Here is an 11,502-nt window from a genome sequence, read left to right on the forward strand (position 1 = left end):
CCGAACCAAGTTATAACAGAGTACTTTATGAATCAAAAGGCATAAGTATTTGTCACAAATGTTTGATTACTCTAGATGTTTAATTTAGATTCAGAATTACTTTTGTAGCTTTCACTATCGAAATATGATATACTATTCTAACGCGCATAATTCGTGTGCGATAGGAGGAAACACATTTAGATGTTAGAAAAATTTGAACAATTAATGATTAGCGAACCTGTTCTACGTGCGTTAAACGATATGGGCTTTGAAGAGCCTACGCCAATTCAACAGGAAGCTATCCCAGTTGCCATGAGCGGTAAAGACATGATCGGTCAAGCTCAAACAGGTACTGGTAAGACAGCGGCCTTTGGCCTACCTGTATTGGAACGCGTAGACGGCAGTAATCGTCACGTTCAAGTAGTGATTTTGTCCCCTACACGAGAATTAGCTATTCAAGTAGCAGAAGAGCTTAATAAAATGGCTCAGTATACGGATATTACGGCATTACCTATCTATGGTGGCCAAGATATTAACCGTCAATTCCGTGCATTGAAAAAACATCCGCAAATCATCGTTGCCACACCTGGCCGATTGATGGACCATATGGACCGCGGTTCTATTAAATTTGAAGATGTTAAGATTGTCGTTCTTGACGAAGCTGATGAAATGTTGAACATGGGCTTTGTAGACGACATTAACAAAATTTTAGGGGCAATCCCAGAAGATCACCAAACATTGCTATTCTCTGCGACGATGCCTAAAGCAATTCGCGAGTTAGCAGAAACATACCTCACAGAACCAACGTTGATTCGTATGAAACCTACGCAAGTAACGATGGATCTAATTGAACAATACTATATCGAAGTACAAGATCGTCAAAAATTTGATGTGTTGTGCCGTTTGTTCGACTTACAAGCGCCAGAGTTGGCTATCATCTTTACACGTACTAAACGTCGTGTTGATGAAGTAACAGAAGCCCTCAAAAAACGTGGCTACATGGCGGAAGGTATTCATGGTGATTTATCACAACAAAAACGTGATAGTGTAATTCGTCAATTCCGTGAAGGTACAATTGATATCCTTGTAGCTACTGATGTGGCTGCTCGTGGTCTTGATATTTCCGGCGTATCTCATGTATATAACTATGATTTGCCTCAAGATCCTGAAAGCTATACGCACCGCGTAGGTCGTACAGGCCGTGCAGGTAAGGCAGGTGAAGCCTATACATTTGTTATCCCTCGTGAAATCGAACACCTTCATGCTATTGAACGTTTAACAAAACGTAAAATTGCGAAACGTCGTGCTCCATCTTTGGGCGAAGTTTTGGAAGGCCAACAACGCCTTGCTGTTGAAAGCTTAATTGAAATGGCTGGCAATACAGATGAGTTGGCACCATTTAAGGTGAATGCGGAAGAGTTGTTGAATGATACTGATTCCGTTACATTGATTGCAGCAGCACTTAAGTTGCTTACTAAAGAACCGGATACAACACCTGTAAATATTACAGAAGAAAAACCTTTACGCGTACGTCGTCGCCGTGAAGGTGGTCGTGGTGATCGTCGTCGCCGTGATGGAGATCGTCGTAGAGATGGGGACCGCCGCCGTGATGACCGTCCTCGCCGTAGCCGTGATGATCGCAAAGGTGACCGCCGTGATAGCCGTCGTCGCGATGATCGTTGTAGCGACCGTCCTAGAGGTGATCGTAAACCTCGTTATCAAAGTGAAGGTTTTAAACCGTACTTTAAAGACTAATATGGTATGAACTTTGTTTAATGTATATTCATAGTAAATAGTATGATTATTATTAAACACAAGTTATGAAAACGTGGATTGTATAAATCCACGTTTTTTATTGCCTAAAATCTACTAGAATGGTACAATAAATAATAATTATTGTTTGAAAATGGACGATAGAGTACCGAGATGTTTCCAAGTGGAGAAAGGTAGATTATTATGGATATCGCACAAATTTTGCGAAGCGAAGGGTTTAAGGTAACCCCTCAACGAATTGCAATTTATGATGCTTTGCGTGGTCATCACAATCACCCAACAGCAGAGATGATTTATCATAGCTTGCGTCCTACACATCCAAGCATGAGTTTAGCAACTGTATATAAAACAATGGAAATTTTTGAAAAAATTGGCCTTGTTAAAGTATTGGAAGTGGGCGATGAACGCGCACATTACGATTGGGATACAACAGCTCATGCACACATTCGCTGTGTTCGTTGTAACAAAGTAGAAGATATGATGAATGTCGATCTTCATGCTATCGCTGATATGGCTGGTAAAGCTAGTGCATATCAAATTACAGGACAGCAAATCACATTTGAAGGCGTATGCCCAGAATGTGCTAAAAAAGAAAGTCACTAACAGATGCCCCCTGCGTATACTCATGCAGGGGGTTTTTGAGTCATATAGAGTTGAAAGGATATATAATGTTTACAATAGGAGCTCATTTATCTATATCAAAGGGATATCTACATATGGGGAAGGAAGCCACTAAGATTGGTGGCAATACATTTCAATACTTTACGCGCAATCCGCGCGGTGGTAGCATGCGTGCCCTCGATGTAGACGATATGAATAGTCTTAGTGTATATATGAAGGAGCATAATTTTGGCACCTTGTTGGCACATGCACCATACACATATAATGCATGTGCAGCTAAGGAAGATTTGCGTGCCTTTGCGAAACAATCTATGAAAGAAGATTTAGAGCGCATGGAATATTTACCAGGTCAAATGTATAACTTTCATCCAGGTAGCCATGTAAAACAAGGCGTAGACCAAGGCATCGAATATATCGTGGAGTGCTTGAATGAAATCCTGTTCCCAGGCATGAAAACGACCGTTCTTTTAGAGGTCATGGCTGGTAAAGGAACGGAGATTGGTTCCCGTTTTGAAGAAATTGCGCGCATCATTGATGGTGTTAAACTAAAGGAATACATGGGCGTATGTGTTGACACGTGCCATATCCATGAAGGTGGTTATGATATCGTCAACAATCTTGATGGTGTTATTGATGAGTTCAACCGTATTGTTGGTCTTGATCGTTTGAAGGCTATTCACTTGAATGATTCTAAAAATCCTATGGGGGCTCATAAGGATCGTCATGAAAAAATCGGAGAAGGTCATATCGGTATCGATGCGATTGCTCGTATTGTGACGCATCCTAAATTGACGAACTTACCATTCTATTTGGAAACACCAAATGAATTAGATGGGTACGCGAAGGAAATTGCCATGTTGCGTTCTATCGTAGAGAATCAATAATTTACTAGGGCCGTTGAGCTAGTCGTATACTGTTGGTATAGGGAGAACTGGAAAGGGGGATACAATGCGTTTTTTACATACTGCTGATTGGCATTTGGGGCGTATTTTTTATGGTCAGTATTTAACAGATGACCAAGCTCATGTGTTGGAGCATCAGTTCTTTACTATTTTGAAAGAAGAAAAAATCGATGGCATCTTGCTTGCGGGGGATGTATTTGATCGAGCGGTGCCTCCTATTGAAGCCATCGAATTGTGGGATTCCATCATGACTCGTCTTGCTATGGATTATAAGGTACCTCTATTTGTAGTAAGTGGTAATCATGATGGGGCAGAACGCCTTGAAGTGGGACGGTCTATGTTAAGCCGGTCCGGTATTCATATTTGGGGTTCTCCTCATCATGCGTTACAGCCCTTTGAGTTTGAAAGCTCTGATGGTAAGGTGGCCATTTGTCCTATGCCATTTAGTGAACCGCGTCGCATAGGTGATGCATTGGGATTGAGCGCTAGTGAATCAAAACCAGTTGATTCTGAGGCTGAAGATTCTCTATTTTCCTATGTAGAATCTGATGAACAAGAGTCGGAGCCCACATGTAACTTACATAATTATGATCAAATGTATCAGGCTTGGAGTGATTGTCTATATCAACAAGTGCCAAAAGGGATGCCTAGTCTTGCCATTAGTCACGCCTTTGTGATGGGGGGCGAAGTGGGTGGTTCTGAACGAACCTTGTCTGTCGGTGGCAGTGAACAGGTGAGCCCTCATGTTTTTAAAAACTTTCACTATACTGCCCTTGGACATTTACATGGACCGCAACGGATGGGGGCAGACCATATTCGCTATAGCGGGTCGCCATTAAAGTATTCCTTTGATGAACAGGGGCAGAAGAAATCTTTCACCATTATTGATATGGATACAAAGGGGAAGGTAGATATTAGTACAATCCCTGTAGAGGCGAAGCGCGATGTAGTCATATTGGAAGGTTATTTTGAGGACCTCTTGAATAATAAAGTCCTTCAAACAAAACATAAGGATGATTATGTACAAGCTCGTCTGTTAGATACGATGCCTATCATGGATGGCATGGCTAAGTTGCGTCAGGTCTATCATAGATGTATGACCATTGAATTAGCCGGTCGTATAGCAACACCGGTGGCGGACATGGGCGACGTCGTATTCAAAGAATTAAATGAACGTCAATTATTTAATCAGTTTGCAGAAACCGTGTGGAAAGAACCGTTAACAGAGGCCGAACAGTCATATATCGACTCTGTGTGGAATCGAATTATCAAGGAGGACTAAATGAAGCCTATATCACTAACAATAGAAGCCTTTGGTCCATACCGTGATTCGGTTACATTGGACTTTAGTCAATTAGAAAATCATTCTATGTTCCTCATCTCCGGCCCTACAGGGGCAGGGAAAACATCCATTTTAGACGCTATGGTGTATGCCTTGTATGGCGAGCCTAGTGGAGACGTACGTAAAACTGATGCTATTCGTAGTGATTTTGCTGAACCTAAGCGGATGACGCGCGTGGACTTTTCCTTTGCCATCGGCGATGCTCAGTATCGTGTTGAAAGACTACCGAAACAAATGGTAGCCAAAAAACGGGGTACCGGTATGCGCGAGCAGAACGCTAGTGCTACTGTATACGAAATGAAAGATGGTGAATGGAAGGTCATTGCTACCTCTGCCGCCGCTATTCGCGATACAATTCAACGCATTATAGGGTTTCGTAAAGATCAATTTTTACAAGTGGTTCTATTGCCTCAAGGGGAATTCAGAAAACTCCTTGTAGCCTCCACAAATGAACGAGAGGAATTACTACATACGCTCTTTAGAACAGAACTATATCGAAAACTGCAAGAGGCTCTTAAATCAGCTTTTGATGAAGCAAAAGCTGGTATCGAAGAGAATCTGATGAAACAGTCAGCTTTGATACAGTCTATTCCTCATGATGAGGACACAGCGGTATTAACTATTGAGCATGTACGAGAGTTATTGGCTAAGCGGGCTCCTCTTCGTGATGAAATGGTAATTGAACGTGATAAGGCGGTTAGTGAAGTGGACCATTTCAATACATTGTGTAATGAGTGGGCCGTATATAACCAAGCTCAACAATCTCTTATCGAGGCTACGGCTAAATTAGACTTGGTAAAAGCAAGAGAAGAGGAGCGCTCCGGTTTAAGTGAAAAGGTTCAGTTCCTCACTGGTTTAACACCAAGTTATGAGCTATATAAACAATTTACTGATAAACAGAGTGTATTAAAAACATTGGAAGCGGCACTTTCAGATGCAGAAAAAAGTGTGGAGGTTGCAATTCAGCATGAGGCTAAATGTATAGAGGCTTATGGAACGTTAGAATCTCAAGCTGAAATCATGCAAGCCAAAAGAACTACGCTGGCTCAACTTCAACAACAGTCAGAGACATTTGATGAGTTAGCAGTGCTAAATAAGGAATTGAACACATTAAAGAGTAACTTAGAAACACAGGACTGTGAGAAAAGCGAAGCTAATTTACAGGTACAGCACAAAATCGTATCTGATTTAGAGGCAGAGTTAGTAGTATCGAGAAAGCAGCTACAAAATAATAGTAAAGTGTTAGAATCTATTCCTCGTATCCAAGAACAGCTAAGCCATTTGCAACGATATTCTGAATTGGTAGCAGAGAAACAGGCGGTTCAAAACGATATCGATGCTAAAGAAAGGTATTTAGCGACTCTAGATGAATCGGTAAAGACTTCGAAGGTACAGCTTGATCGATTAGAACATTTGATGGCAGAGGGTCGAGCATTTGAACTTGTTCATTTAGTGGTAGATAATGAGCCTTGCCCTGTATGTGGAGCAATAGATCATCCGCAGTTAGCATCCAAGCCTGAGCTATACCCTAGTAAAGAGGAAATAGAAGAGGCTCGTGCAGTACGTGATGCGGAGTTACAAAAGCAGGCTAGCGAAATTGGACAAAAGGAAACTTTAATTGCTCGTCTAAATGCGTTAGATAAGCAAGTTAAAGATCAAGTTTCTAAACTTAAATCATGTATTGATGAGTTTTCTGAAGCTGCTTTTGATTCTGTTCAACTAGATTTTTCCTTTCAAATGGAACAGCTCACAATGTTACGTAGTGATACTGAAACATTAAGCAAAACTATAGCTAAAGAAGAACAGGCTTTGAGTGAGGCTAAAGATAAACTCGCGAAAGCCGAGGTTGGCCATAACGAGTTACTTAAAAATTTACACGACTTCGAGGTTCAGATGAGTTCTATTCAAGCTAAGATTGATGCTCTTTCTGAAAGTTTGCCGACCACGGATATAGCTGTGTGGCATAAAGAGAAGGAGTCATTGGTGTCTGAGCTTACAGATTACGATGAACAGGTGAAAGTTTGTAAAACGAACCTCGATACTGCTCGAGAAAAGCTCAATGCTAAGCGGGGACGTCTAGAAACCTTATCTGCGCAAGTGCAGGAAGATACAAAAAATCTTGATGCATTGCATAAGAAATATAAAAAATCATTACAAAAGATTTCTTTAGCTGAAGGGGATTTTGTAGATGCATTGGGTGATTATAACGTGTTAGATACCTTTAAAACTGAGCTGCACTCATTGGAAGAATTATTCAGTACAGCTAAGGCGGTGTATGATGCGGCATTAAAGGCCGCAGACACTGTAGTTAAACCTAGTGATACCGTTTCTGACGAGGTATATACGGGTGCGGTAGAACGGCGTGATACATTGGTAGGCCATTTAGCGGCTTGGGACAAAGAAACACAGCATATAGAAACTACACTTACTTCGCTAGAGGATATTGAATTGGCTATGGGTGAGGCCCGAGAGAAGGTAGCCTTCTTAAGTCGATTGAATGATCTCGCTAATGGTGGTGAACAAGGTTTTAAAAATGTCACCTTTGAGCGCTATGTATTGGGGGCCATTTTAGATGAGGTTGTTTATGCAGCCAATTTACGTCTTCAAAAGATGAGCCGTAGCCGTTATTCTTTGGAACGTTCTGATTATACTGGTGGCGGTCGTGGCAAGCAAGGCCTCGATTTGGCCGTAATGGACGCTTTCACAGGACAATCGAGACCGGCGAATACTTTGTCAGGGGGAGAAACATTCTTGGCATCTATGGCCCTTGCCTTAGGTCTTGCCGACGTGATTCAAAGTTATGCCGGCGGCATTCATATGGATACGATGTTCATTGATGAAGGGTTTGGTACACTTGACCCTGATACATTGGACTTAGCGATGGAAACATTGGTACAGTTGCAGTCCTCAGGGCGTTTGATTGGAATGATTTCCCATGTACCTGAATTAGAGACTCGTATACCGGCCCATTTAGAAGTGACCCGTGCCGATGATGGTAGTACGGCAAAATTTGTTATTAACTAGCTATAAATTTATAAAATGTGATACTATTAAAAGAGGATAATTCCTACAAAAACATACTGTATTTAATAAAGGAGGTCCTATGAAGTTTTCGTTTGCTCATAATAATATAAATGTTAAAGATCTTGATAAGAGTTTAGCATTCTATAAAGAGGCCTTGTTACTTGAAGAGTCTCGCCGTTTGGAGGACCCAAGTGGTGCGTTTACACTTGTATATTTAAAAAGTCCATATACTGCACATGAGTTAGAACTTACATGGTTACGTGATTGGGATCGCCCTTATAATTTAGGGGACAATGAATTCCATTTGGCATTCTATGTAGATGACTACGAAGGCGCACTAAAAAAACATAAAGAGATGGGCGTTGTTGCCTATGAAAATTCTGATATGGGAATCTATTTCATTGCTGATCCAGATGGATATTGGACTGAAATCATTCCAACGGGTAAATATTAATGGAATATATGTTAACTCGTTTAGAGTGGTTAGTTGGCCCAGATAAAATCCAAGCATTAAAGGATACATCCATCGCGCTCTTTGGTGTTGGTGGTGTTGGTGGTGGTGCTCTTGAAGCGCTAGTGCGTGCTGGTGTGGGGCGCATCGTTATTATTGACGGTGATTCCATTGCACCTAGTAATTTAAATCGTCAAATGATTACAACGCACGATACTATTGGAAAACGTAAGGTTGAGGTGGCAAAGGCAAGAGCTCTTTCCATTAATCCTGATGTAATGATAGAAACTTACGACATTATGTATACAGAGGAGACCTATCCAGGATTTATCCAAAGTTTGAATGTTGATTATGTAATTGATGCTATTGATATGGTAACGGCAAAACTCAATATTATTGAGGTTTGTCAACGTGAAAGCATTCCTGTTATTTCTTGTATGGGCGGTGGTAATCGCTTTTACCCAGAAAAACTTATGATTGCAGATATCAATAAGTCTCATACATGCCCGTTAGCACGCGTTATGCGGCGGGAACTCAAGAAACGGGGCATTAAAAAACAATTAGTTTTATTTTCTACAGAAAAACCGACAAAACCACAGTTTCGTGGCGAAGCAACAAGCCCAGGAACTTGTAGTTTTGTGCCACCAGTGGCAGGTTTTATATTAGCAGCTCACGTGCTGCGTACAATTTTGGAGGTACCTGAACAATGAAAAAAGCAAAAATCCATATGGCTGACGGCGGCGATATTGTAATTGAATTATTTGATAAAGAAGCGCCTGGCACAGTACAAAATTTTATTGACTTAATTAACAAAGGTTTTTACAATGGCCTTCGTTTTCATCGTGTTATTCCTGGGTTTGTAGCGCAAGGTGGTTGTCCTAATGGCAATGGTACAGGCGGTCCTGGTTATACCATTAAAGACGAGTTGATTGGTAATCCGCATAAACATGAACGTGGGGCATTGTCTATGGCTCACCGTGGCCCTAACACAGGTGGTAGTCAATTCTTTATTGTATATGAACCACAACCTCATTTGGATGGTGTTCATACTGTATTTGGTAAAGTAATTGAAGGTATGGATGTAGTTGATGGTATCCATCAAGGTGCTATCATGGAAACTGTGGAAGTAATCGAAGGTTAATCTTATGAATGATGTATCTATTAAACATCCGGAATGGCTATATATCGATGTAAACGGTGAAACGTCACATGGTTACGATCAAGAATGGTTTGATGATGAGTGGCAAAGATTATCTGGCTGCGGACCTACTACGGCGACACAGGTGTTGAGCTATTCGGAATTTCGAGATGGACTACTAGATGTGTCTACTGCAGCTGATTATACATTGGCATTAGAACGCATGAATGTTGTATGGAATTATGTGAAGCCTCGTTTTGGCGGTGGTGTATATAAAACGCAATGGATGGAACGTGGCTTAAGTCGCTTATTTGAGGATAAAATATTGCCTTATGAAGTGCATATGCTTAATGTGTCACCATTTTCAGCATCTCGCGTAGAAATTGATGCGGCTGCTCAATTTATTCATGCTGCCTTAAGTTATGATGTTCCTGTAGCATTTCTCAATCGTCATAAAGGGAAGGAAAAAGCCCTGTATACATGGCATTGGGTGCCCATCTATAAGTTATTTATAGATGGTGATGACATTCGCTGTGGTATCTTTGATGAAGGTGAAATTCGTGATTTTTCATTAGTTCATTGGTTGCAAGATACCATACTGGGTGGCGGATTCTGTTATATAACTAAGAAATAATATTAATATTAGGAGGGCGATGGTGAAAGCTATCGCTCTATCTATATAGGAGGCTATTATGAGTCAATGGATAACGGAAGAACAAACTCCTCATTTGCGTCTCAGTGCTGAAGCAGAAGAGGTACTTTATTCTGGTGAATCTGAATTTCAAAAAATTGAAGTATTTAAGTCTAAAGAATATGGCATGATGCTTGCATTAGATGGTGTATTTCAAACGTCTGAACGGGAGGAGTTTATCTATCATGAAATGATTGCTCATGTACCATTGTTTTTACATCCAAATCCAGAACGGGTATTGATTATCGGCGGCGGTGATGGCGGTGTAGCTAGAGAATGCGTACGCCATGATTGCGTTAAAGAAGTTACCATGGTTGAGATTGATGGTAAAGTTGTAGAATTAGCAAAACAATATTTACCTACTATTTCTAAGGCTATGATTGAAAACAATCCTAAGCTGACAGTAAAGATTGGTGACGGAATTGGCTTTATGGCAGAGGCCGAAGATTACTATGACGTTATTATTGTTGATTGCTCAGATCCGATTGGCCCTGGCGAAGGATTATTTACGGAAGAATTTTATAAGAATACTCTGAAAGCACTTAAATCTGATGGCTTGTTTGTGCAACAAACTGAATCACCTATGCTTCATCAACCTCTAGTAAAGAAAGTGTTTGGTTATGTAAATAATCATTTTCCGATTGCTCGTTTATATACGGCATATATTCCAATCTATCCAGCAGGTATGCATTGCTTTACGATTGGATCAAAAAAATATGATCCTTTAACATGGTCGCCAAACCGCGAACAAAACTTTGAAACTAAATACTATAACAAGGATATTCAAAAGGCTGCATTTGCATTACCAAATTTTGTAAAAAACTATTTGCCAAATAAATAATTTATATGTATAATAGGGAAGCACCATTCGTTAAGAAATATTTTAACGGTGGTACTTCCTTTTTATTAGGATGTGAAAGGGTTTTATAGTAGAAGTATACAACGTACTGATTTCGAAACTGAAAGTTAAATGAAGTTGGAAAAAGTTGTTGACACAAACTTCTAAAACAGATATAATTCTCTTTGTTACGAAGACAAGGTCTTCGATACCTACAAGGTGGTGGGTATGGTGAAGCGGTTAACACGGCGGATTGTGGCTCCGTTACGCGTGGGTTCGATCCCCACTACTCACCCCATAACCTACACATCGTAATCATTGTAGGGGTGTCGCCAAGTGGTAAGGCAACGGACTTTGACTCCGTTATGCGCTGGTTCGATCCCAGCCACCCCTGCCAACATGGTTCATTAGCTCAGTTGGTAGAGCACCTGACTTTTAATCAGGGTGTCCCGCGTTCGAGTCGCGGATGAGCCACCAAATAAAACTCACAAACGAAAGTTTGTGAGTTTTCTATCTCTAATGTTAGAGAGTTTGGTTATGATGGAAAAGTATATTGTGGTAACACAAGTTGTCAAATTTAAAATAAAACTTCTTGAAAAAGTAGTTGACGTTTTATGAGATGACTGATATACTTTAACAAGTCGTTAGGGTGCTAGAAATCCTAATGTACAGATCTTTGAAAACTGAACAATGATAGGTAATCAATCATATGATTGAACATATGCCAGAGTGCGGGTTTTGAC

The 11,502-nt window shown here is 40.6% G+C and carries 10 protein-coding genes and 3 tRNA genes; all 13 read left to right on the forward strand.

Annotated elements, in window-relative coordinates; genetic code table 11:
• The first annotated feature begins 180 nt into the window (after window positions 1–180).
• Window positions 181–1,734, forward strand: coding sequence for a DEAD/DEAH box helicase (locus tag Q0E20_RS08965; RefSeq protein WP_295999225.1), 1,554 nt, complete (start codon window positions 181–183; stop codon window positions 1,732–1,734).
• 201 nt (window positions 1,735–1,935) lie between these two features.
• Window positions 1,936–2,355, forward strand: coding sequence for a Fur family transcriptional regulator (locus Q0E20_RS08970; protein WP_295999227.1), 420 nt, complete (start codon window positions 1,936–1,938; stop codon window positions 2,353–2,355).
• A 65-nt stretch (window positions 2,356–2,420) separates the two neighbouring features.
• Window positions 2,421–3,257, forward strand: a complete 837-nt coding sequence (locus Q0E20_RS08975) for a deoxyribonuclease IV (protein ID WP_295999230.1) — start codon at window positions 2,421–2,423, stop codon at window positions 3,255–3,257.
• Between the two features lie 64 nt (window positions 3,258–3,321).
• On the forward strand, window positions 3,322–4,557 hold the full coding sequence (locus tag Q0E20_RS08980; RefSeq protein ID WP_295999234.1) for an exonuclease SbcCD subunit D: 1,236 nt from the start codon (window positions 3,322–3,324) through the stop codon (window positions 4,555–4,557).
• A complete protein-coding gene (locus Q0E20_RS08985) occupies window positions 4,558–7,641 on the forward strand; it encodes an SMC family ATPase (RefSeq protein ID WP_295999235.1) in 3,084 nt (1,027 codons plus the stop codon). It abuts the gene before it with no gap.
• 79 nt (window positions 7,642–7,720) lie between these two features.
• The gene (locus tag Q0E20_RS08990) at window positions 7,721–8,095 is read left to right on the forward strand and encodes a VOC family protein (protein ID WP_295999237.1); all 375 of its coding nucleotides are present in this window, start codon (window positions 7,721–7,723) and stop codon (window positions 8,093–8,095) included.
• The gene (locus tag Q0E20_RS08995; RefSeq protein WP_295999240.1) at window positions 8,095–8,802 is read left to right on the forward strand and encodes a tRNA threonylcarbamoyladenosine dehydratase; all 708 of its coding nucleotides are present in this window, start codon (window positions 8,095–8,097) and stop codon (window positions 8,800–8,802) included. Before Q0E20_RS08990 ends, Q0E20_RS08995 begins: the two co-directional genes overlap by 1 nt.
• A complete protein-coding gene (locus tag Q0E20_RS09000; protein ID WP_005385683.1) occupies window positions 8,799–9,233 on the forward strand; it encodes a peptidylprolyl isomerase in 435 nt (144 codons plus the stop codon). Before Q0E20_RS08995 ends, Q0E20_RS09000 begins: the two co-directional genes overlap by 4 nt.
• 4 nt (window positions 9,234–9,237) lie before the next feature.
• Complete coding sequence (locus Q0E20_RS09005) at window positions 9,238–9,864, forward strand: hypothetical protein (protein WP_295999242.1); 627 nt, start codon at window positions 9,238–9,240, stop codon at window positions 9,862–9,864.
• A 58-nt stretch (window positions 9,865–9,922) separates the two neighbouring features.
• On the forward strand, window positions 9,923–10,762 hold the full coding sequence (speE, locus tag Q0E20_RS09010) for a polyamine aminopropyltransferase (RefSeq protein WP_295999245.1): 840 nt from the start codon (window positions 9,923–9,925) through the stop codon (window positions 10,760–10,762).
• Window positions 10,763–10,981: 219 nt separating this feature from the next.
• A tRNA-His gene (locus Q0E20_RS09015) sits at window positions 10,982–11,057 on the forward strand.
• Window positions 11,058–11,081: 24 nt separating this feature from the next.
• Window positions 11,082–11,156: transfer RNA gene (locus tag Q0E20_RS09020), tRNA-Gln, on the forward strand.
• A gap of 4 nt (window positions 11,157–11,160) precedes the next feature.
• Window positions 11,161–11,236: transfer RNA gene (locus tag Q0E20_RS09025), tRNA-Lys, on the forward strand.
• The last annotated feature ends 266 nt before the right edge of the window (window positions 11,237–11,502 follow it).

The organism is uncultured Veillonella sp. (assembly GCF_934230905.1).
Classification (GTDB): Bacteria; Bacillota; Negativicutes; order Veillonellales; family Veillonellaceae; genus Veillonella.

Bases quoted from the DNA above. Each gene is read 5' to 3' on its own strand.
- Q0E20_RS08965 (WP_295999225.1), top strand. From the start codon at position 181: ATGTTAGAAAAATTTGAACAATTAATGATTAGCGAACCTGTTCTACGT.
- Q0E20_RS08970 (WP_295999227.1), top strand. From the start codon at position 1,936: ATGGATATCGCACAAATTTTGCGAAGCGAAGGGTTTAAGGTAACCCCT.
- Q0E20_RS08975 (WP_295999230.1), top strand. From the start codon at position 2,421: ATGTTTACAATAGGAGCTCATTTATCTATATCAAAGGGATATCTACAT.
- Q0E20_RS08980 (WP_295999234.1), top strand. From the start codon at position 3,322: ATGCGTTTTTTACATACTGCTGATTGGCATTTGGGGCGTATTTTTTAT.
- Q0E20_RS08985 (WP_295999235.1), top strand. From the start codon at position 4,558: ATGAAGCCTATATCACTAACAATAGAAGCCTTTGGTCCATACCGTGAT.
- Q0E20_RS08990 (WP_295999237.1), top strand. From the start codon at position 7,721: ATGAAGTTTTCGTTTGCTCATAATAATATAAATGTTAAAGATCTTGAT.
- Q0E20_RS08995 (WP_295999240.1), top strand. From the start codon at position 8,095: ATGGAATATATGTTAACTCGTTTAGAGTGGTTAGTTGGCCCAGATAAA.
- Q0E20_RS09000 (WP_005385683.1), top strand. From the start codon at position 8,799: ATGAAAAAAGCAAAAATCCATATGGCTGACGGCGGCGATATTGTAATT.
- Q0E20_RS09005 (WP_295999242.1), top strand. From the start codon at position 9,238: ATGAATGATGTATCTATTAAACATCCGGAATGGCTATATATCGATGTA.
- speE (WP_295999245.1), top strand. From the start codon at position 9,923: ATGAGTCAATGGATAACGGAAGAACAAACTCCTCATTTGCGTCTCAGT.